This is a genomic window from Mangrovibacterium marinum (genome assembly GCF_003046625.1).
In the GTDB taxonomy this organism is placed as follows: domain Bacteria; phylum Bacteroidota; class Bacteroidia; order Bacteroidales; family Prolixibacteraceae; genus Mangrovibacterium; species Mangrovibacterium marinum.
Map to the genome: position 1 here is coordinate 46,645 of NZ_QAAD01000020.1, position 22,041 is coordinate 68,685.

The window sequence follows — 22,041 nt, forward strand, 5'->3', positions numbered from 1 at the left end:
GTTGAACAGAAATGCCGGACAGGAGTCCGGCATTTGATTTTATTTTAGCTTGCTTTTAAGCGGTGATGATCGGCCGAATCGAACTTCGATGCCGCATATTCCCGGGTGACGGTTAACTGTTTTACGCCATCGGTTGGGCTGTCGTACATCGCGTCAATCATGATATTCTCGCAGATCGAACGCAAGCCACGGGCTCCCAGGTTAAACTCAACAGCCTTGTCCACGATAAACTCCAGTGCATCTTCATCGAAGTGCAGCTCAATACCATCCAGATCAAACAGCTTGACGTATTGTTTGATCAGCGAGTTCTTCGGCTCGGTCAGGATGTTGCGCAAGGCTTCCCGGTCCAGTGGTTTCAGGTAGGTTAATACCGGTAAACGACCGATGATCTCCGGAATGAGGCCGAAGCTTTTCAAATCCTGCGGTGCTACGTATTGCAGCAGGTTTTCCTTGTCTACTTTGTCCAGTTTTTTCTGGGCGCCGTAGCCCACCACCTTGGTGTTCATCCGGTTGGCAATTTTCTTTTCGATGCCGTCGAAAGCACCCCCGCAGATGAACAGGATGTTTTTCGTATTCACCGGAATCATTTTTTGCTCCGGATGCTTGCGTCCTCCCTGTGGCGGAACATTTACCGTTGAACCTTCCAGCAGTTTCAGCAAGCCTTGCTGAACTCCTTCGCCCGACACGTCGCGGGTGATTGAGGGATTGTCGCCTTTACGGGCAATTTTATCAATCTCGTCGATAAAAACAATACCGCGTTCGGCCGCCTCCACGTTGTAGTCGGCCGCCTGCAACAGGCGAGTCAGCAAACTTTCAACATCTTCACCTACGTAGCCTGCCTCGGTTAGTACGGTGGCGTCAACAATGGTGAAGGGCACATGCAACATTTTAGCAATGGTACGCGCCAGCAAGGTTTTACCCGTACCGGTTTGGCCGACCAAAATGATGTTTGACTTTTCAATCTCGGTTTCGTCGGTTTGTACCTTTTGTTTCAATCGCTTGTAGTGATTGTAAACAGCTACCGAAAGAATTTTCTTTGCCTGATCCTGACCAATGACATATTGATCCAGAAATTCTTTAATTTCTTTTGGTTTCAGGAGTTGTACGCCTGTCAGATCAAACTCGGTATCGGCTTTGAATTCTTCCTCTACAATCGCATAGGCTTGTTCAATGCAACGGTCACAAATGTGACCTTCCATCCCGGCAATCAGCAGGTTGACATCTTTTTTCTCCCGTCCACAAAAAGAACATTTATCCATCTTAATTTTCTCCTTTGTCAAAATGCATTAGCTCCGCACCAAAATTTCGTCAATCATGCCGTATTCTTTAGCTTCTTCCGAAGTCATCCAGTAGTCGCGATCGGCGTCGTGTTCAACTTCTTCGAACGATTTGTGGGCATGTCTGGCGATAATATCGTAGAGCTCTTTTTTCAATTTTAAAATCTCACGAGCTGTAATCTCAATGTCAGAAGCCTGACCTTGAGCACCACCCATGGGCTGGTGAATCATGACTCGCGAGTGTTTCAGCGCCGAACGTTTTCCTTCAGCACCGGCAGTCAGCAGCACAGCTCCCATCGACGCAGCCATTCCGGTACAGATGGTGGCAATGTCGGGTGAGATGTATTGCATGGTATCGTAAATTCCCAATCCGGCGTGAACCGACCCTCCCGGAGTGTTGAAATAGATCTGAATGTCTTTTGACGGATCTGTCGACTCCATGAAAAGCAGCTGTGCCTGAATAATGTTGGCAACATAGTCGTCGATGGGCGTTCCCAGGAAGATGATGCGATCCATCATCAAGCGGGAAAAAACGTCCATTGATGCAACATTTAGTTGGCGTTCTTCGATGATGTAGGGTGTCAGGCTGTTGGTGAAAATTGAATCGTAACGATGCATGGTCAAGCTGCTGATACCCTTGTGCTTGGTCGCATATTTGTGGAATTCTTTTGCGTCATTCATTTGGTTGTCCTCCGTTAAAAAAAAAACTTTGTAAAAATCGGTTTTTAAATTTCCCGAGGCTTTAAAGGTAGGCCTGAGAACCGATTTTTACAAAGTTAAAAAAATATGCTTTCCCCTATCCGTAGGGACTAGTTTTCGAGCAATTTGTTAAATTCATCGAAACTGATTGCTTTTTCTTCCAAAGCCACTTTCGATTTAATAGTCTCCAGAACTTTATCGTCCAGCGCTTTTTGAGTTACGCGTCTGCGTTCTTCTTCGTTTCCTAAGATGTGACCGGCGTAGTTTTCCAGGTGCTCGTCGGGTACGTTGTGCATACCGTATTGGCTAAACTGGTAAGCAGCCATTTGTTTGGCAACTTCTTTCACGTCAGCTTCGTCAATTTTGATTTCGTTGTCGCGAACAATGCGGTCTTTAATCAATTGCCAGCGCAAATCTTTCATGAAGCCATCAAATTCGGTATCAATTTGCTCGTCTGTCAACTCGTTATTGGTTGCTTTTAACCAGCGCTTCAGGAATTCTTCAGGAAGCTCCATGCCGATTTTTTCGACCAAAGCGTCGCGCGAATCCAGGGCAAATTTATAGTCGCTTGATTGAACGAACTGGCCAGCCAGTTCTTCTTTCAGTTTGGCACGGAATTCTTCTTCTGTTTTCACTTCGGTATCGTCGCCAAATGCTTTCTTGAACAAGTCTTCGTTCAATTCAGCAGCTTTGAAAGTCAATACTTCAGCAATGGTGAATTTGAAGTTTCCTTCGATTTTCTCCGCTTCTTCGTGCGAGATGTTCAGCATGTGGCCCACCTCGTGTTTGCTTTCGTAAGCTTTAACCGGGTCGAAAACCAATACGTCGCCGGCTTTTTTGCCAATTGCTTCGTTGCGAATGGCTTCGTCCTTCATCAGGTCGATGGCGATAATTACTTTCTCGGCAGTGATACCGTCGGCCAATTCGTTGCCTTCAGCGTCCAGTTGCACGAAATCACCACGAAGGGTGTCTTTTTCGCCGGCAACTTCAGAAACGACATTTTCGCCAAAGCGGCTGGTGTATGATTCAACTTGTTTGTTTACCATTTCATCGTCAACTTCGATGTTGTAGTAAGCAAACTTTTTGCGTTTGTCTAATTTTACTTCGATTTCGGGTGCCATGGCAACGTCGAAAATGAATTCGAAGTCTTCGTCTTTATCCCAGTCAATGGTTGCTTGTTTTTCTTCGTTTGGAAGAGGCTCTCCCAAGATGTTCAGTTTTTCGTCAACCAGGTATTTCGACAGGTTATTGGATAACATCTTGTTTACCTCGTCAGCCAGAATTGCCTTTCCGTACATCTTTTTAACCAGACCGGCAGGAACTTTTCCAGGACGGAAGCCCGGCATATTGACTTTTTTACGGTAGTCTTTTAAGGTTTCATTTACCGTTGCTTCGTAATCGTTCTTTTCGATTTTAACGGTAATTGTGGCGTTTAGCTCGTTGATGTTTTCTTTTGTAATATTCATAAAAGTTCCACTTAATTTTTGGAAAAAGATCGGATAACCAATGAGTTACCGTTTTAATTTGACTGAAAAGCCAATGCTATAAATCAATAAAAACCGCTTGCTTGATTAAAAATCAAGCATAGCGGTTGAGCTTTCTCTTAGTGCGGACGAAGGGACTCGAACCCCCACGCCGTAAGACACTAGATCCTAAGTCTAGCGCGTCTACCAATTCCGCCACGTCCGCTAATCGAGGCGCAAATATAAAGCAAAAAATTTGATCTGCAAACAAAGCATTGCATTTGAGTGCGATTTTTTTGCTTGTTTTTAGCGCAGCGTAAAGTTCTGTCCCAGGTACACCCGGCGAACATCCTCATCGTTAGCCAGATCCTCGGCTGTTCCGGCTTTTAGGATCGATCCTTCAAAAAGCAAGTACGACCGGTTGGTAATCGACAGTGTTTCGTGAACGTTGTGGTCGGTGATTAAAACGCCAATGTTTTTTTCGACCAGCGTGCGCACGATTTCCTGGATATCTTCCACCGCGATGGGGTCCACACCGGCAAAGGGCTCGTCGAGCAAAACAAATTTCGGGTCGATGGCCAAAGCTCGGGCAATCTCGCAACGGCGACGCTCGCCCCCCGACAGTTGGTAGCCTTTACTTTTGCGGATATGCGTCAGCCGAAATTCTTCCAGCAACGACTCCACTTTTTCTTTCTGATCGGTCTTGCTGAGATTGGTCATCTCCAGCACCGATTTCAGGTTGTCTTCGATGCTCAGCTTGCGAAATACCGAGGCTTCCTGTGCTAAATAGCCAATGCCTTTCTGGGCGCGCTTGTATACAGGCATATTCGTAATATCCTGTTCGTCCAGATAAACATGGCCACTTAGTGGCTGCACCAAACCAACAATCATGTAGAATGAAGTTGTCTTTCCGGCTCCGTTTGGTCCCAGTAGCCCGACAATTTCACCTTGATTGACTTCGAATGATACACCTTTTACAACCGTTCGTTTTTTGTATTTCTTAACAATGTTGTCTGCTCTTAGCTTCATAGTCTAATTGTGCTTTGCAGGGTTAAATATTATTGATGGCTTCCTCGGCTTGTTTGTTGACCCGTTTTGAAATGACGATGCCAATTTCGTACAGAAAAACCAGCGGGAAACAAACCATAATCTGGCTGAATACGTCGGGTGGCGTAATGATGGCGGATAAAACCAACAGAGCCACGTAGGAGTGACGTCGGTATTTTTTCATCAGTTTTGGACTGAGTAGGCCAATCTTGCTTAAAAAATAGACGAATACCGGCAGCTCGAAAATTACACCGCTGGCCAGGGTTATTGAAGTTACCGTGCCGATGTAGGACAGAACGTTGATTTGGTTGGCTACCTGGCCGCTGATTGAATAGGAGCCCAGAAAATGGACTGATAGCGGTACTATTAAATAATAGCCAAACAGCACTCCGCAAATAAAAAGCAGGCTCATATACAAAACCGCACCGATGGAGTGTTTGCGCTCTGAGTCGTAGAGGGCCGGCTTAATAAAACGCCAGAACTCCCAGATCACATAAGGGGCAGCGACTACCAGCCCGGCTACCAGCGAGGTCCAGATGTGGGTCATAAATTGTCCCGACATGGCAATGCTGATTAATTGCAGATCGCCGGTATTGATGCGTAGCGAGTCGGCACCGGTTAGGGTGGCCAGTTTATCAAACATCCGGTTAGTCCAAAAATCGGGCATCTTAGGATGCATAATAATCTTATCGAAAATAAGCTCCTTGTTGATAAATGCCAGAATAGAAAAAATGAAAATTGCGCCAAAAGCCCGGATCAGGTGCCAGCGAAGGACCTCCAGATGCTCCAGGAAGGACATCTCTTCTTCCTCAATAGCTTGCTTTTTACGCTTCTTAGTACTGTGCTCTTCGGCCATAGTTGGATACAACGTTACTGAAAATAAAAGGCTGAAATTTTTCAGACTAGTGGCAGCAAATATAGGCTTATATTCATAATTGTACTAAAAAGCAATTCCTTAAAATTATTTAATGCATGTGAAAAACAGTCTAAAATGAAAAAAACCTTACCAGATGATAATGTTTTTAGCTATCTTAGATTTCGCGTTAGAAACAGGAGTATAAGGAGATTAAAAATTATTTGGCTTTATGGGGAATAATCTCACATTGACTGATCAATTACAGAAGTATTTCGGTTTTGATCGATTTAAAGGTCAGCAGGAGGAGGTGATTAAAAGTGTTCTGGAAGGAAATGACACTTTTGTTTTGATGCCAACAGGGGGTGGCAAGTCGTTGTGTTATCAGCTTCCGGCTTTAATGATGGAGGGAACAGCGATTATTATTTCTCCCTTGATCGCTTTGATGAAAAATCAGGTCGATTCAATCCGTAGTTTTGGAACGGACGATGGAATTGCCCATTTCTTAAATTCGTCTTTGTCCAAACATGCGGTGCAGCAAGTAAAGGAAGATGTGTCCAGTGGGTTAACCAAGCTGCTTTATGTGGCTCCCGAGTCGTTAACCAAACAGGAGAATGTCGATTTCTTAAAGTCGGTAAAGATTTCGTTTTATGCGATCGACGAGGCGCACTGTATTTCGGAGTGGGGGCACGACTTTCGCCCGGAGTATCGGCGTATCCGCCCGATTATTCAGGATATTGGACAGGCTCCATTGATTGCTTTAACCGCAACGGCTACGGCAAAGGTGCAGCACGATATCCAGAAAAACCTGGGCATGTTGGAGGCGAATGTGTTTAAGGCCTCTTTTAACCGGCCGAATTTGTATTATTCAATTCGCCCAAAGGCGAAGCCCGAGCAGCAGATCATTCGCTTTATCAAGGAAAATGAAGGAAAGAGCGGCATCATTTATTGCTTAAGCCGCAAAAAGGTTGAAGAACTGGCAGAACTGCTAAACGTTAATGGTATAAACGCTTTGCCTTATCATGCCGGGATGGACTCGGCTACCCGCAGTGGTAATCAGGATAAGTTTTTGATGGAAAAAGTCGATGTGATTGTGGCGACCATTGCCTTTGGAATGGGGATCGACAAGCCGGATGTTCGCTTCGTTATTCACTACGATATCCCGAAAAGTTTGGAAGGCTACTATCAGGAAACCGGACGTGCCGGTCGCGATGGGGGCGAAGGGCAATGTATTGCTTTTTATTCGTACAAGGATATTCAGAAGTTGGAGAAATTTATGCAGGGTAAACCGGTTGCCGAGCAGGAAATCGGACGTCAGTTACTGCTGGACACCGCTTCGTATGCCGAATCGGCGATTTGCCGGCGTATCATTTTGCTGAATTATTTTGGCGAAACCATGGAAGAGCCCTGTGGAAATTGTGATAATTGTCTGAATCCCAAAGAACAGATTGAAGCTTCAGATGAAGTGCAGCGGGCCCTGGTAGCCATACAGGAGGTGAAGGAAAAGTACAAAGCTGAGCATATTTCGGATATTCTGACCGGGCGGGTGACTGCGGCTATTAAGTCGTTTCATCACGACGAGCTGAAAACGTTCAAAACCGGTGATGATCATAGTCATCATTTTTGGAATGCCGTTTTCCGGCAGAGTATGATTGCCGGCTTGATTAGCAAGGATATCGAAAACTATGGTTTGCTAAAGTTGATGCCCAAAGGTTTGGCTTTTATCGAAAAGCCTGAGCCTTTTATGTTGGTGCGGAACCATAATTACGCGGAGCTCGAAGAAGAATATAATAATGTGTCCGGTCCGACCTCGGGCTCGGCTGGCGATCCGGAGCTTTTTGGGCAGTTGAAGGATTTGCGCAAAAAAGTGTCGAAGAAACTCAATTTGCCACCCTTTGTAATTTTTCAGGATCCCTCGTTGACTGATATGTCGATTCAGTACCCGATTACGATCGAAGAGCTGAAGCATATTCAAGGGGTTGGCGACGGAAAGGCGCGCCGCTACGGAAAAGAGTTCGTCGCGTTGATTAAAAACTATGTGGACGACAATGATATTGAGCGGGCTCAGGATATGGTTGTCAAAACGGTGGCGAACAAGTCGAAATCCAAGGTTGAAATTATTCAGGCAATCGACCGTAAGATGTCGCTGGAGGATATCGCCGATTCCAAAAGTATCGCGATGTCCGATTTGATCTCGGAAATTGAGGCAATCGTCAATTCGGGTACACGAATCAATATCGACTACTATATCAACGAAGTGCTGGACGAAGATCATCAGGATGAAGTTTTTGATTATTTCCGCGAAGCTGAAGAGGATTCCGTTCAGGCTGCACTGGATGAGCTGGGCGAAGATGAGTACTCGGAGGAGGAAATTCGGTTGATGCGGATTAAGTTCATGTCCGAGATGGGCAATTAATGCTCGTTCTGTTGGAGTGGACGGCTGAAACCAGCTGACCGATCTGGGAAAAAATAAGAAAGGGGCTGTTTGGATCAGATTCAAACAGCCCCTTTCTTTTGAAAGCAAGCGGCATTGCCGGGCGGCATTGCCTTCGCGTTTAACAATTTCCAACGCAAAAAAAAACATAATTCCCGGTGAATCAACAACAGGGATGAAAGTGTCCTATTTCGATGATGCTGTTGACGTTGTTTTCAACAGTTGTCGGGTTGTCATCCCATATCTAATTAATTAAAACCAGTTATTGACATTGCACCTTAGTGTGGTAGACTTTCAAAAAAACACAGATGATTCCGGGGAATCACCAACAGGGAGGAACGTCTGGGGTTTTCGGTTATCTGGTTGTCTTGGTTGTCGGGTTGTCATTCCACATAGCATCAATGCCGCTTGATAATCCGGCCGCCCTTTATCGAAGGTGAGAAGTAAAACGCAAGCTCAAAGCAATCCCGGAGGGATGACATTTGGGTAGCTTTAGCATGTCAGTGGGCAAAATTCCGTCCCTATGGGACGGTACAGTCTACCTCAGATCTTTAGTGCTACCCAAATATAATGGCTAAAGCCATTGCTGAGAAGAAATGAAACCCGTCCGGTAGGACAAAATATCCTCTTTTATACAAATTAGAATTGACGGAACACTCGCTTAAGCGTCGAAAAAGTGTCTTTCATAAAAAAAACTTGATCGACATTCAGGCTTAGCTCTTTTGGGTGGTAAGACTTTCAAAAAAAAGGCCTCACCGAAGTGAAGCCTTGAAAAATAGATGTATTGGTTCTTTTTACAACACCACGTTGATAATCTTTTTGGGAACAATGATGACTTTCTTCGGTGTTTTTCCGTCGAGCCATTTTTGTGCCTGATCGTGGGCTAAGACTGTTTTTTCAATTTCGTCTTTTGGAGCGTCCAATGGCATGGCCAGTTTGAAGCGCACCTTTCCGTTGAATGAAACCGGGTACTCAAACGAATCTTCAACCAGCAGGCTCGTGTCGGCTTCGGGCCAGGCAGCGTAGGCCAACGTATTGTTGTTGCCGTACAGTTGCCATAACTCTTCGGCCAGGTGAGGCGCATAAGGAGCCAGGATTTTGGCGAACGTTTCGGCAGTGGCTTTGGTTACCTTGCCTTTTTTCATGGCCAGGTTGTTGAAAACCATCAGCGCCGAGATACCGGTATTGAACTTCAGGTTTTCGATATCTTCGCCAACCTTGATAATGGTTTGTTGCAACAGTTTCAGTACTTCCGTGTCTTCTTCGCCGTCAACAATGTTATCCATATTTCCGAAGAAGCGGCAGGCACGGCCCAGAAATCCGAACACACCTTTTACGCCATTCTCGGCCCATGGTTTTGTGTCGTCCAGCGGCCCCATAAACATTTCGTACAGGCGCAGCGAGTCGGCTCCGTATTTTTGAACAACATCGTCGGGGTTGATCACATTTTTCAGTGATTTCGACATTTTGGCTACGATCTGTCTCAGTTCCTCACCCGTCTGGGTGTGGAAATATTTGCCGTCTTTTTCTTCAACCAAATCCGAGGCTACTTTTGCTCCGGCTTGCGTCTCGTAGGCAAATGCCAGGATCATTCCCTGGTTGAACAGCTTTTTAAACGGCTCGTTTGTCGAAACGATGCCCAGATCGTATAAAACCTTGTGCCAGAAACGGGAATACAGCAAGTGAAGCACGGCGTGCTCGGCACCACCAATATAGAGGTCAACCGGCATCCAGTAATTTTCTACTTTCGGGTCGAAGATCGATTCGTCGTTTTTCGGGTCGATGTAGCGCAGGTAGTACCAGCACGATCCGGCCCACTGGGGCATGGTGTTGGTCTCGCGACGGCCTTTGCGCCCGTTTTTGTCTACCACTGTCAGCCAGTCCGTAGCATTGGCCAGTGGTGATTCGCCACCTTCGCCGGGTTCAAATTTTTCCAGGTCAGGCAAGCTAACCGGCAGATCTTCTTCAACCAGTTCAATCTCTCCGTCTTCCCAGTGAATAACCGGAAATGGCTCGCCCCAGTAGCGCTGGCGGCTGAACAACCAGTCGCGCAGTTTGAAGTTTACGGTTGCTTTACCGATCTCTTTTTCTTCGAGCCAGCTGATGACTTTGGCGATGCCCTCTTTTTTATTCAGTCCGTTAATGTCGATTCCGCTAGCGTCGCTTGCCGAGTTGATATACGCGCCGTCTTCGGTCCAGCAAGCTTTGCCAGCCAGCACTTTTTCGCGGGTTTCGTCGTCGGCATCTTTCGGATCGAGGATGCAGGTTATTGGAATTTCAAATTTTTCGGCAAACTCGAAGTCGCGGGTGTCATGCGCCGGCACCGCCATGATGGCGCCGGTTCCGTAGCCCATCAATACATAGTCGGCAACCCAAACCGGGATTTTTGCGCCATTAATCGGGTTGATGGCATAGCGGCCGGTGAAAACACCGGTTTTATCTTTGTTCAGTTCCGTACGATCCAGGTCCGACTTCAGCGAAGCCGCCTTGATGTACTGCTCAACTTCGGTCTTTTTGTCATCAGCAACAAGCTCGCTCATCATCGGATGTTCCGGTGAGATAACCATGTAGGTAGCACCGAATAGGGTGTCGGGGCGGGTGGTGTACACGCGTAGCTTTTGCTCGGTACCTTCCAGGGTAAAGTCCACCTCGGCACCGGTCGATTTGCCGATCCAGTTTTTTTGCATGTCTTTTACACCTTCCGGCCAGTCCAGCTCGTCCAGACCTTCAAGCAGCCGTTGGGCATAATGAGGAATGCGAAGCAACCATTGTTTCAGGTTTTTACGATTCACTTGGTGGCCGCATTTTTCGTGCGATCCGTCCGTCAGAACTTCCTCGTTGGCACAAACAGTTTTACAGTTCGGGCACCACCATACCTGGGCATTGTCGTAATAGGCCAGACGTTTTTTGCTGATGTATTCGTTGACCGCAGCATCGCCTTCGGCTTTTACCTCAGCCGGAATAGGGAGCTCGCTGATTGGACGGCCTTTGCCTTGTTCGGCATCGAACCAGGTATTGTATAGTTTGGTGAAGATCCACTGTGTCCACTTGAAATATTTCGGATCGGTGGTGTTGATCTCGCGATCCCAGTCGTAGCTCAATCCCAGGGTTTTGATCTGACGACGGAAGTTGTCGCAGTTTTTCTGGGTTGTGATAGCCGGGTGCGTGCCGGTTTGAATGGCATATTGCTCAGCCGGCAGTCCAAAAGCGTCCCATCCCATCGGGTGAAGGACATTGAAACCCTTCATCCGTTTATAGCGGCTGATAATGTCCGTAGCGGTATATCCTTCGGGGTGACCGACGTGTAGGCCTGCTCCTGACGGATAAGGGAACATGTCGAGTATGTAATATTTGGGTTTCGAAAAGTCGTTTTCGGTTTTGAAGGTTTTGTGTTCCTCCCAGTAGGCCTGCCATTTAGGCTCAATTTCCCAGAATTTGTAGTCCATGGTAATGGTTGATTTTAAGCATTCTAAAACTGAGGCGCAAAGATAGAAAAAACTAAGTACAGTTTGTTGAAATCTTTTCGACTAAAGAGCATAAGCTGCAATGGGGGGTGGTTCGTGTTTTTATGCTTACATTTAAAAGGAATAAAGAGGATTGAAAATCGGATATTGTTGAAATTACATTTTTGTGGGATATTTATATGTTGCGTGAATAAATGTTAATTTATTGAGAATAAACAGGAAATAATGTTCGTTTTGGGACGATTATAAAGAGATAGCCTTTTAAATTTAGATTTTATAGTCAAAGAAATACATTACTGGAAAATTGTTATTGCTATGAGTTTAAAGAAACAAATGTTAAAATCGAAGCCGGTTTGTAAGGTGACATTCCGTGTTTCAAAAGAAATGGCCGCCGGAGCCGATTCGGTTACTGTAGTCGGGGATTTTAATAATTGGGATCCAATTGAAACCCCCATGAAAAAATTGAAAAATGGTGAGTATACCTGTTTGCTTGAATTGGAATCAGGTAAATCTTATGAGTTCCGTTACCTGGTTGGCGGGCAGGATTGGTATAACGATCCTGAAGCTGATGGCTATGCAGCCAATAGTTTTGGTGGCGAGAACAGCATTGTGGCCCTTTAATATTATAAGGATACCGTATTTAACAGGCTGTTGGTTTTGCAGAGGTGAAACCAACAGCCTGTTTTTTGTGAAAAGACATTAAAGTTGTCTTATTCTGAAATACCTTTCCTGTGTAAGTTTTGATGGTCCTGTATGGTTTTGAGGCGTCCTGTGTGGTTTTTTGTGTCCCTGTATGGTTTTTGATGCTCCTGTGCAGATTTTTTGTCTTCAGGGCGATTTTTTGCTTTTCTGTGCGCATTTTGTTAGTCCTGTGCCACAGGGCTGACAAAATGTTCACAGGGTGAGAATTTTCTGCACAGGACAGAGTAATCTTGCACAGGAAGGCTTATTTCTGTACAGGACTGCGCAAAAGGGCGCTGGACATCTGGTTTTTTCGCAGGATGATCTTTTTTGATACAGGACGAACTGTAAGCGAACGGGGCCGTTTTTATTCGACCAGTTTCGTGATGCGGCTTTTGCGGCCTATACTATAATTAATAAGCACAAGCGAAATACAGGATACAATAATAATAACGGCGCCCAGGGATTCGGTTGTTGTAAATTGTTCCTGAAAAATGAAGTAGCCGGAAAGTAAATTCATCACCGGCACCAGCGATTGAAACAGCGAGCCTGTTGCTACGTTCACATAGCGATAGCCTTCGGTCATGGCTAGTTGCCCCAGTGTTGCTACTAAGCCAAGGACAATAAGAATGGTCAGGTCGAATGAATTTCCCTGCCCCTGGGTTAATCCCGAAGGAATCAAGAACAGCCAGAAACCAATGATGCTTTGGGCAAAAAAGATGGCATACGAGTTATCGCTGTTGTGTAATTTCTTTACATACACAACGGCCAGAGCTGTTGTCAGTGAGGCTGCAACGGCAATTAATTCGTTCCACCCTAGTGTTGCGCCTTGCTTGTTGACCCCTCCCAGCGCTAAAAGCAGAATGCCGCCAATAGAACAGGCAATGGGGATGAATTTAACCGCTTCAACCTTTTCTTTCAAAATCCACATCGACATTAAGGTGGCGAAAGCCGGGTATGAGTATACGTAAGCCGATCCCTTTCCAACGCCAAGCCTGACGATGGATAGATAGAAAAGATAAACTGCAATGCCGCCAATAAATCCACGGAGAAAAAGGTTTTTTCGATCCCGGAATTTTAGTGGTATCAATTTAAACATGGCTAATATGCCGACAATTGCTACGCCAATGGTGAAGCGCACAAAACTCGAATGAAAGGAGGATACATGCGGGATGGCACGAACCAGGATGGCCATTAAGGCAAACATGAAAACGGAGCCCAGGGTGAGCAATATTCCTTTGAAGTTGGGTGACATGCCGTTTGGAAATGATGGTTAGCGATAGGGCCGGGTGCCAAAGAAAAGCCGGCCGTGGCCGGCTTGTTGATTATTCCTCGATAATGACAATCTTTTCGATCACATCGCCGGGGCGAATGGCGTCGATCACCTCCAGGCCTTCGTACACTTTGCCAAAGCAGGTGTGGCGGCGGTCAAGGTGTTGTGTGTTTTGACGGTTGTGGCAAATAAAAAACTGCGAACCACCGGTGTCGCGTCCCGCATGGGCCATCGACAGTACACCGCGGTCGTGGTATTGATTGTTGCCGTCCAGTTCGCACTTAATGGTATAACCCGGGCCTCCGGCACCCGTTCCGTCTGGACAACCTCCCTGAATAACGAATCCGGGGATTACACGGTGGAAGGTCAGCCCGTCGTAGAAGCCGGATTTCGATAATTTTACAAAGTTCTCTACCGTAATGGGCGCATCTTCTTCGTAGAAGTTTACCTTCATAATCCCCTTGGCCGTATGGATTTCTGCTTTTTTCATCGTTCTTTTTTGATTTAATGTTCGGTGTAAAATTACAAATAATCCCCATGTAAACCGGCCGCAGTTTGTATTTGTTCAGGCGTGGCCGAATTGGCTTTATCGGGAGGTGTGCATTTCCTGCACAGTTGGTTTTGGCGACGCCGCTCGATCGGCATTGTGCTGCGGTAAACGTTGAAGCTGTCTTTGTATGGTGTTCAAGGACTTGCTGCTTAGTTTGTTCTGTTGGAAAGCAGCTTCCTTTTGTCGCTAATATTTCCGAAATTGAATGGTATTAAAACCTGAAGCTATGAAAAAGTCAATCGAAAATTTCATTTACGACTTTATGGCTTATGTGAAAGCCATTGATCCCGATCAGCGTGAGTTTCATCAGGCTGTTCACGAAGTTGTTGAGTCGCTGGCACCCTTTCTGCTGGATAATCCGAAGTATTTAAAGCTTAAAATTCTGGAGCGTTTGGTTGAGCCCGAGCGGGTCGTTCATTTTCGGGTGCCTTGGGTCGACGACCGGGGCAACATTCAGGTAAACCGCGGCTTCCGCATTGAAATGAACTCCGCGATTGGTCCCTATAAAGGGGGATTGCGTTTTCACCCAACGGTCAATTTGAGCATTCTGAAATTTCTGGCTTTTGAGCAGGTCTTTAAGAACAGTCTGACCAGTTTGCCCATGGGAGGCGGAAAAGGAGGCTCCGATTTCGATCCCAAAAATAAGTCGGATATGGAGGTGATGCGCTTTTGTCAGAGTTTTATGAGTGAGCTGTTTCGGCATATTGGCCCCAATAGCGATGTGCCTGCCGGCGATATCGGTGTCGGAGGGCGCGAGATTGGTTTTTTGTTCGGGCAATATAAACGACTGCGGAACGAATTTACCGGCGTGCTCACCGGTAAAGGTATTGAATGGGGTGGAAGCCTGATCCGTCCTGAGGCAACCGGCTACGGAACGGTTTATTTTGCCCAGGAGATGATGCGAATGAAAGGGGAGGAGTTGGCCGGGAAAGTTGTCAGTATATCGGGCTCGGGCAACGTGGCGCAGTTTGCGGCCCAAAAAGTTCTACAACTCGGCGGAAAGGTTGTGACTATGTCCGATTCCAGTGGCTTTATTCACGATCCGGAAGGGATTGACGAAGAAAAACTGGCCTATATTTTTGAATTGAAGAATGAGCAGCGCGGGCGTATTAAAGAGTATGCCGAAAAGTACGGATGCCCGTATTTTGCTGGCCAGCGGCCCTGGTCGGTTCCCTGCGATGTTGCATTGCCCTGCGCTATCGAGAACGAACTGCATGAGGATGACGCTGTAAGCTTATTGAAAAACGGCTGCCAATTGGTCGCCGAAGGAGCCAATATGCCCTGTACGCCCGAAGCGGTTCATCAGTTTTTGAAAGCCCGCATTTTGTACGCCCCCGGAAAGGCGGCCAATGCGGGAGGTGTGGCTGTGTCGGGACTGGAGATGGCGCAGAATAGTATGCGCCTGAACTGGACGCGTGATGAGGTCGACGGGCGGCTGCACACGATCATGAAAACAATTCACGAAATGTGTGTCAGACATGGCGTCGAAAAGAATGGTTGGGTCAATTATGTCGATGGCGCCAATATTGGCGGCTTTGTGAAAGTGGCTCAGGCCATGATCGCGCAAGGCTTGGTTTAGGAGGCTTTTCCCTTGTTCTTCAGAACAATTGATTCTGGTCAGTTCTTTGGGGGTGCTATTAAACATCTTGTTCGTGACGAAACTTGTCCGAAAATCAGCTTTTAGTTCGTTTTTCATCGTTTCCTTTGTTCTTTGTTTTCGATCATTGTAATTCAATTTTCAACGCGATGAGAACGGATATAAATGAATTTATGGAAGCCTTAAAGGCTAAAACGCCGGGTGAAACCGAGTTTCATCAGGCAGTACAGGAAGTGGTGGAAACAATCTGGGATGTCTATCAGAAGAATCCCCGCTACCAAAAAGCGAAGATCCTGGAACGCATGGTCGAACCCGAGCGTGTGATCATGTTTCGCGTGCCTTGGGTCGACGATCGGGGCGATGTTCAGATTAATCGGGGCTACCGCGTCGAGTTCAACTCGGCATTGGGACCCTACAAAGGGGGGCTTCGTTTTCACCCCACGGTAACACTGTCGATTTTGAAATTCCTGGGCTTCGAGCAGACCTTTAAAAATAGTTTGACAACGCTCCCGATGGGTGGCGGTAAGGGCGGTTCCGATTTCAGCCCGAAAGGAAAATCGGATAACGAGATTATGCGCTTTTGTCAGAGTTTTATGACCGAGTTGCAGCGCCACATTGGCCCCAATACCGATGTGCCAGCCGGCGATATTGGCGTGGGCGGACGTGAAATTGGTTATTTGTTCGGGCAGTATAAGCGTATCCGGAACGAGTTTACAGGTGTGCTTACCGGTAAGGGACTGGCCTGGGGGGGCAGCCTGATCCGTCCCGAGGCTACGGGCTTTGGAGCCGTCTATTTTGTGCAACATATCCTGGAGCATCTCGGAAAAGATATCAGTGGACACACCTTTGGAATATCGGGCTTCGGGAATGTGGCCTGGGGAGCAATCTCGAAAATTAACGAGCTTGGCGGTAAGGTGGTCACCATCTCCGGCCCCGACGGATATATTTACGATCCCGAAGGTATCAGTGGCGACAAGGTGGATTACCTGCTCGATTTGCGGGCAACCAATAACGACGTTGTTGAGCCTTATGCCCAGGAGTTTGGTGCGCAGTTTTTTGCCGGACGCAAACCATGGGAGCAAAAAGTTGATATTGCAATTCCGTGTGCAACGCAAAACGAAGTTGATCTGGAAGATGCAAAAATGTTGGTCGGCAATGGCTGCTTTCTGTTGGCCGAAGCCTCGAACATGGGCTGTACGGCCGAAGCCGTTGAATACCTGTCCGAACATATAAATTATGCACCGGGTAAAGCTGTCAATGCCGGCGGGGTTGCGGTTTCAGGACTCGAGATGACCCAAAACAGTCAACGCCTGAATTGGACCCGCGAGGAGGTCGACGCCCGGTTGCATCTGATTATGCGCGAAATTCACGAAACCTGCGTGAAGTATGGTCAAAATGGAGCCCGCATAAACTATGTGAAGGGCGCCAATGTAGGCGGCTTTGTTAAAGTTGCCGATGCGATGCTCGCGCAGGGCATTGTTTAAGAATAAGCTCGTTTAAACGAAGAAACGGCTGAAAAGTTAATTGCTTTTTAGCCGTTTTTTATGAATTAGTAATAAGATAATATTCCCAGAACCTTTGATTTCGATAGAACTGCTTTCTTTGTTCGAAATTGTTTTTCTTGACCCATGTTGATTGATACACACTCTCATATTTATACTGAAGAATTTTTGGATGACATTGACGAAGTTATACAGCGTGCTTACGAAAATGAAGTACGCAAAATCGTTCTGCCCAATATCGATAGTTCTACGGTCCGCAAAATGCTGGATCTGTCGGAACAATATCCGCATATCTGTTACCCCTTGATGGGGCTTCATCCAACATCGGTGAACGAAGATTACGAGGACGAACTGCAATTGGTTGAATTTTGGTTGCAAAAGCAAAAGTTTTACGGAATCGGAGAAGTCGGTATTGATCTGTATTGGGATAAAACATTCGTGACGGAGCAAATCGATGCATTTCGCCGTCAAATAAGAATGGCCATTAAGTATGATCTACCACTTGTGATCCACTTTCGAGAGTCTTTCAATGAAGTGATGCAGGTGTTGAAGGAAGAACAAGTTCCCGGCTTGCGGGGTGTATTTCACAGTTTCTCGGGAAGCCTCGAGCAGGCTCAGCAGGTTATCGATCTGGGCTTTAAGCTTGGCGTAAATGGCGTTGTTACCTTCAAAAACAGTGGGATGGATAAAGTAATCGAAAACATTGATCCATGTCATTTGATTTTAGAGACCGATGCCCCATATTTGACACCGGTTCCCTTTCGCGGAAAACGCAACGAGAGCTCTTATCTGATCTATGTTGCCCAGCGTGTGGCCGACCTGCATCGGATGAGTGTTACTGAGCTGGCGAAATTGTCGACCCGGAACGCTGAACATTTATTTCAAATTTGAAAATTATTCTCGATGGTCATCAGTCCCATGAATAAGCATGTGCCGTCCATTTTGATTATTTATACCGGTGGTACAATCGGTATGGTTCAAAAAAATGGCGCGTTGAATCCCGTTAAATTCGATCAGATCCTGGATGAAGTCCCGGAACTGAACCGGTTGGGTTACCATCTGGAATCGCTAACCTTTACGCCTCCCATCGATTCGTCGGATATGACGCCCAAAAAATGGGCACGGCTGGCCAAGATCATTAAAAATAACTACAGCAAGTTCGACGGTTTTGTGGTGTTGCACGGAACAGATACCATGGGCTACACGGCTTCGGCCTTGAGCTATATGCTCGAAAATCTGGATAAGCCGGTTGTGCTGACCGGCTCACAGTTGCCAATAGGGATTCTCCGTACCGATGGTAAGGAAAACCTGATTACTTCCATTGAAATAGCGGCAGCCAAACAAAACGGAATGGCCGTTGTCCCCGAAGTTTGTATTTACTTCGACTTTAAATTAATGCGCGGAAACCGCACCAAAAAACGTCATGCCGATCACTTCAGCGCATTCAACTCACAAAACTACCCGCTGCTGGCAAAGGCGGGGGTCGACATTAAATATTTCTACGAGAATATTTACTATGCACGCAAAAAGGGAATTCTGAATGTACACACAAGCTTCGATGAAAATGTTGTGGTGCTGAAGATCTTTCCCGGGATGGGGAAAGCCGTGTTCGAAAGTGTCATTAATATACCTGGGTTGAAGGGCATCGTCATCGAAGCTTACGGCTCGGGGAACGTTCCCACGGCAGCCTGGTTTATCCGTTTGCTGAAAAAAGCAATTCGCCTGCGCATTCTTATTGTGACTGTTACACAGTGCGAAGGAGGAGCGGTCAAGATGGGGCATTACCAAACCAGCAAGGAGCTGTTGGAAGCCGGAGTGATCAGCGGAAAAGATATGACGACGGAAGCCGCCGTAACCAAATTAATGTTTTTGCTGGGACAGGGCTTAAGTGAGGACGATATAAAGCTTTACATGAATAAAAGTATGAGCGGTGAAATAAGCGAGTAGTTGTTTTTTATTTACAATTTTTTTGTAATTTGCAGCCCGAATTTGCAGGAGCCGATACAAGGAGAGGTGCAGGAGTGGCTGAACTGGCACGCCTGGAAAGCGTGTGTACACCAAAAGTGTACCGAGGGTTCGAATCCCTCTCTCTCCGCCGTTTCGTCCTCCGCAATATAAAACACTTTAATAGCGAAAAAGTTTTTGTGAGGCGTGGAGTAAAACTCCAAATCGAACAGAATATCAATCAAATAGTATAAATAAATAAGGAGATTTACTAATTAAAATTGAAACCAATGATGAAAAAACTATTTGCGTTTATAGCAGTATTTGGGATGCTTTATTTGGGAGCATCGAACATTGCCGTAGCACAGGATGAAACTGTTGCCGACACAACTGAAGTAGCAGCTGCTCAGGAAACTGTTGCACCAGCAATGACAGCTGATGCGGAAGAAGAAGCTGCTGCAACTGCTGAACAAGGTCAATCTTTGCACAGCCAGTTGAAACAAAAGTTCATCGAAGGGGGCGCGGGCTTCATGTCATTCGTATTGATCTGTTTGATTTTAGGTCTTGCTTTGTCTCTGGAGCGTGTTATTTACCTGAACTTGTCGACTTCAAACAACAAAAAATTGTTGCTGAAAGTTGAAGATGCTTTGGCTACAGGCGGTATTGAAGCTGCTAAGGAAGTTTGCCGCAACACACGTGGTCCTGTTGCCAGTATTTTCTACCAAGGTTTGGATCGTTCGGAAGAAGGTATCGACGTAGTGGAAAAAACCGTTGTCGCTTACGGTGGTGTACAAGCTGGTTTGTTGGAAAAAGGTTTGAGCTGGTTGGCTCTGTTTATCGCTTTGGCTCCTATGTTGGGGTTCATGGGTACTGTAATCGGTATGATCGCTGCCTTCGACGCGATTGAAGTTGCCGGTGATATTAGCCCGTCTTTGGTTGCCGGTGGTATTAAAGTAGCCTTGATTACAACCGTATCTGGTCTTGTTGTTGCGATGATTCTTCAAATTTTCTACAACTACTGTTTGGCAAAAATCGACAGTATCATCAACAGCATGGAAGATGCATCTATCTCATTAATTGACATCTTAGTAAAACACAATCTTAAAAAATAATTGAATTATGAAACTTGAAAAAGTATTAAACATTCTGTTGTGGGTACTTTTGGCAGTTTCAGCTATTCTGATTGTGTCAATGATGACGAATCTTAGCGATGATAATGCTGACGCTACCATGGGAACCTGGATCAACACAAACTTGTCTTGGTCGTACTTCCTGCTAGGTGCCAGTACTATTATTGCCGTTGTATTTGCGTTATTTCACACTTTTACTGATAAAGCTGCTGCTAAAAAAGGCTTAACAGCTCTTGTTTTTGCAGGTGTGGTCGTGGTGCTTGCCTATGTATTTGCATCCGATGCCATCCCTCAATTTCACGGTGTTGAAAAATTTGTTACCGACGGTAGTTTGACGACTACAATTTCAAAATGGATTGGTACGACTTTGTATGCGACCTACATCCTTTTGTTCCTGACAATTATTGCAATTGCCCTGGCGCCGTTAACTCGTTTGTTGAAATAATTTATTGTGGAATAATTACAGGAAAAATTAGATTATGGCTAGAAAAGTACCTGAAATACCCGCAGCATCTCTGGCAGACATTGCCTTCATGTTGCTTATCTTTTTCCTGGTAACGACCACAATGGATGTTGACAGCGGTTTGGAACGTAGACTTCCGCCTATGCCACCAGAAGACCAAAATAACGACGATACTCCTCCTATTAAGGAACGTAACGTGTTTGTGGTGCTGGTGAATGCCAATAACCAATTATTGGTGGAAGGTGAACCATTACAAGTTGATCAGCTAAGAGATAAGGCCAAAGAATTTATGGCCAACCCGAATAATTCGGAAGACTTACCCGAGAAAAACTACAAAGAGGTGGATTATTTCGGTGAAGTTGGAATTACAAAAGGGGTAATTTCTTTGCAGAACGACCGTGGTACAGCCTACGGGACCTATCTGGCAGTTCAAAACGAGTTGGTTGGTGCCATTAATGAATTAAGAGAAGAATTGGCTGAGCAAAAGTTCGGCAAATCTTACGATAAGCTTGAGAGTGATCAACAAGATGCGATTAAAGAAATTTATCCGTCGAAGATCTCCGAGGCTGAACCTAAAAAAGTTGGAGGGAAATAGAATATGGCTAAATTTAGAAAAGAAGGTGGCAAAGATTTACCACCGATTTCGACAGCTTCATTGCCCGACATCGTTTTTATGTTGCTATTCTTCTTTATGGTTAGTACAACGATGAGGGAGGTAACACTGAAAGTTCAGATTCACATTCCTGAAGCTACTGAACTTTCCAAGTTGGAAAAGAAATCATTGGTAAGCTATATTTACGTTGGTGAACCCCAAAAACAATTTCAACGCGTTTTTGGTTCTGAACCACGTATCCAGCTGAACGACCAGTTCGCTCAGCCTGAGGATATCTTAGACTTTATCACTGCTGAGCGTGAAGCTCGCGATGAGGCTGAGGTGCCAATGATGATTACTTCTCTGAAAGTTGATGAGTTTGCAAAAATGGGTATCGTAACCGATATCAAGCAGGAATTGCGTAAAGCATCTGCCTTGCACATCAACTATTCGTCGAGAAAGAAAGCTGTTGCTGAGTAATCTTTTACGACATACATTTGAAGGGAAATCCAAACGGGTTTCCCTTTTTTTATTCGATTAACAAAGCATTGTATGGCTACACTACAATTTGATGCGGTTCCCTACGAAAAGGTCCGCGAAGGGCTCGAACGAAAGATTATCCATACGGACGATTTGATGACGGTATTGATCGATTTTAGCGATGGTCCCTGGGATAGTCCCGAACCGCCACACAGCCACCCGCACGAACAAACATCCTACATCGCTGCCGGAGAGATTATCTTCTTCTGCGAAGACGAGGAACCCGTGAAATTGAAGGCCGGGGACATGTTCGCGGTGCCATCCGGGAAGAAACATACGATTCAATTATTAACGGAATGTGCCCGACTGGTTGATAGCTTCAACCCTATTCGGGAAGATTTTATCAAAAAAACGTCATGATTCCGGCGAATCAGCAACAGGGATGAAAGCTTACCATGTTTCGACGATGCTGTTGTCGTTGTTTTCACAAGTTGTCGGTAAGCGTCTCGGCGATGACGCAGCCCAAAAAACAGCCCGTCAATTTTCAAATGGAATTGACGGGCTGTTTAAGTTATTTTATTGAGCAGACCAC

19 protein-coding genes and 2 tRNA genes are annotated in these 22,041 nt (G+C 45.9%); 12 read left to right on the forward strand and 9 right to left on the reverse strand.

The window, feature by feature from the left end; all coding sequences use genetic code 11:
* Positions 1 to 44 precede the first annotated feature (44 nt).
* From clpX to tatC, 6 genes are all read right to left on the reverse strand, one after another.
* The gene (clpX, locus tag C8N47_RS15365; protein WP_107823456.1) at positions 45 to 1,259 is read right to left on the reverse strand and encodes an ATP-dependent Clp protease ATP-binding subunit ClpX; all 1,215 of its coding nucleotides are present in this window, start codon (positions 1,257 to 1,259) and stop codon (positions 45 to 47) included.
* A gap of 27 nt (positions 1,260 to 1,286) precedes the next feature.
* Positions 1,287 to 1,958, reverse strand: a complete 672-nt coding sequence (gene clpP, locus C8N47_RS15370) for an ATP-dependent Clp endopeptidase proteolytic subunit ClpP (protein WP_107823457.1) — start codon at positions 1,956 to 1,958, stop codon at positions 1,287 to 1,289.
* Between the two features lie 128 nt (positions 1,959 to 2,086).
* Positions 2,087 to 3,442 carry a trigger factor gene (tig, locus tag C8N47_RS15375; protein WP_107823458.1) on the reverse strand — a complete coding sequence of 452 codons (1,356 nt, stop codon included), beginning with the start codon at positions 3,440 to 3,442 and terminating at the stop codon, positions 2,087 to 2,089.
* Between the two features lie 141 nt (positions 3,443 to 3,583).
* Positions 3,584 to 3,665, reverse strand: a tRNA-Leu gene (locus C8N47_RS15380).
* Between the two features lie 80 nt (positions 3,666 to 3,745).
* On the reverse strand, positions 3,746 to 4,468 hold the full coding sequence (gene lptB / locus C8N47_RS15385; RefSeq protein WP_107823459.1) for an LPS export ABC transporter ATP-binding protein: 723 nt from the start codon (positions 4,466 to 4,468) through the stop codon (positions 3,746 to 3,748).
* 22 nt (positions 4,469 to 4,490) lie between these two features.
* Positions 4,491 to 5,342 carry a twin-arginine translocase subunit TatC gene (gene tatC / locus C8N47_RS15390; RefSeq protein ID WP_107823460.1) on the reverse strand — a complete coding sequence of 284 codons (852 nt, stop codon included), beginning with the start codon at positions 5,340 to 5,342 and terminating at the stop codon, positions 4,491 to 4,493.
* Between the two features lie 229 nt (positions 5,343 to 5,571).
* On the opposite strand from tatC, the gene recQ reads away from it, so the two are divergent.
* The gene (recQ, locus tag C8N47_RS15395) at positions 5,572 to 7,755 is read left to right on the forward strand and encodes a DNA helicase RecQ (protein ID WP_107823461.1); all 2,184 of its coding nucleotides are present in this window, start codon (positions 5,572 to 5,574) and stop codon (positions 7,753 to 7,755) included.
* Positions 7,756 to 8,567: 812 nt separating this feature from the next.
* Here recQ and leuS read toward each other — a convergent pair.
* Positions 8,568 to 11,219: a leucine--tRNA ligase gene (gene leuS, locus C8N47_RS15400; protein WP_107823462.1), complete on the reverse strand. Its 2,652-nt coding sequence runs from the start codon at positions 11,217 to 11,219 to the stop codon at positions 8,568 to 8,570.
* A 333-nt stretch (positions 11,220 to 11,552) separates the two neighbouring features.
* Between leuS and C8N47_RS15405 the strand changes: the two genes are divergently transcribed.
* Positions 11,553 to 11,858: an isoamylase early set domain-containing protein gene (locus tag C8N47_RS15405; RefSeq protein ID WP_107823463.1), complete on the forward strand. Its 306-nt coding sequence runs from the start codon at positions 11,553 to 11,555 to the stop codon at positions 11,856 to 11,858.
* Positions 11,859 to 12,285: 427 nt separating this feature from the next.
* Here C8N47_RS15405 and C8N47_RS15415 read toward each other — a convergent pair whose 3' ends face one another.
* On the reverse strand, positions 12,286 to 13,173 hold the full coding sequence (locus C8N47_RS15415; protein WP_107823465.1) for a DMT family transporter: 888 nt from the start codon (positions 13,171 to 13,173) through the stop codon (positions 12,286 to 12,288).
* 70 nt (positions 13,174 to 13,243) lie between these two features.
* Positions 13,244 to 13,681 (reverse strand): peptidylprolyl isomerase, encoded by a 438-nt coding sequence (locus C8N47_RS15420; RefSeq protein WP_107823466.1) that lies wholly within the window; start codon positions 13,679 to 13,681, stop codon positions 13,244 to 13,246.
* 286 nt (positions 13,682 to 13,967) lie between these two features.
* Here C8N47_RS15420 and gdhA (C8N47_RS15425) point away from each other — a divergent pair, with 286 nt between their 5' ends.
* The 10 genes from gdhA (C8N47_RS15425) (at position 13,968) to C8N47_RS15470 (ending at position 21,869) form a co-directional block, all read left to right on the forward strand.
* Positions 13,968 to 15,320, forward strand: coding sequence for an NADP-specific glutamate dehydrogenase (gene gdhA / locus C8N47_RS15425; RefSeq protein ID WP_107823476.1), 1,353 nt, complete (start codon positions 13,968 to 13,970; stop codon positions 15,318 to 15,320).
* A gap of 167 nt (positions 15,321 to 15,487) precedes the next feature.
* On the forward strand, positions 15,488 to 16,822 hold the full coding sequence (gene gdhA, locus C8N47_RS15430) for an NADP-specific glutamate dehydrogenase (RefSeq protein WP_107823467.1): 1,335 nt from the start codon (positions 15,488 to 15,490) through the stop codon (positions 16,820 to 16,822).
* A gap of 144 nt (positions 16,823 to 16,966) precedes the next feature.
* Positions 16,967 to 17,731 carry a TatD family hydrolase gene (locus C8N47_RS15435; RefSeq protein ID WP_107823468.1) on the forward strand — a complete coding sequence of 255 codons (765 nt, stop codon included), beginning with the start codon at positions 16,967 to 16,969 and terminating at the stop codon, positions 17,729 to 17,731.
* Between the two features lie 12 nt (positions 17,732 to 17,743).
* Positions 17,744 to 18,787, forward strand: a complete 1,044-nt coding sequence (locus C8N47_RS15440) for an asparaginase (protein WP_245915728.1) — start codon at positions 17,744 to 17,746, stop codon at positions 18,785 to 18,787.
* Between the two features lie 60 nt (positions 18,788 to 18,847).
* Positions 18,848 to 18,935, forward strand: a tRNA-Ser gene (locus C8N47_RS15445).
* 139 nt (positions 18,936 to 19,074) lie between these two features.
* Positions 19,075 to 19,896, forward strand: coding sequence for a MotA/TolQ/ExbB proton channel family protein (locus C8N47_RS15450; protein WP_245915729.1), 822 nt, complete (start codon positions 19,075 to 19,077; stop codon positions 19,894 to 19,896).
* Between the two features lie 7 nt (positions 19,897 to 19,903).
* Positions 19,904 to 20,359 (forward strand): hypothetical protein, encoded by a 456-nt coding sequence (locus tag C8N47_RS15455; protein ID WP_107823469.1) that lies wholly within the window; start codon positions 19,904 to 19,906, stop codon positions 20,357 to 20,359.
* A gap of 34 nt (positions 20,360 to 20,393) precedes the next feature.
* Positions 20,394 to 20,972, forward strand: a complete 579-nt coding sequence (locus tag C8N47_RS15460; protein ID WP_107823470.1) for an ExbD/TolR family protein — start codon at positions 20,394 to 20,396, stop codon at positions 20,970 to 20,972.
* A gap of 3 nt (positions 20,973 to 20,975) precedes the next feature.
* Positions 20,976 to 21,449, forward strand: a complete 474-nt coding sequence (locus C8N47_RS15465) for an ExbD/TolR family protein (protein ID WP_107823471.1) — start codon at positions 20,976 to 20,978, stop codon at positions 21,447 to 21,449.
* A gap of 72 nt (positions 21,450 to 21,521) precedes the next feature.
* Positions 21,522 to 21,869: a cupin domain-containing protein gene (locus C8N47_RS15470; protein WP_107823472.1), complete on the forward strand. Its 348-nt coding sequence runs from the start codon at positions 21,522 to 21,524 to the stop codon at positions 21,867 to 21,869.
* Positions 21,870 to 22,041 lie beyond the last annotated feature (172 nt).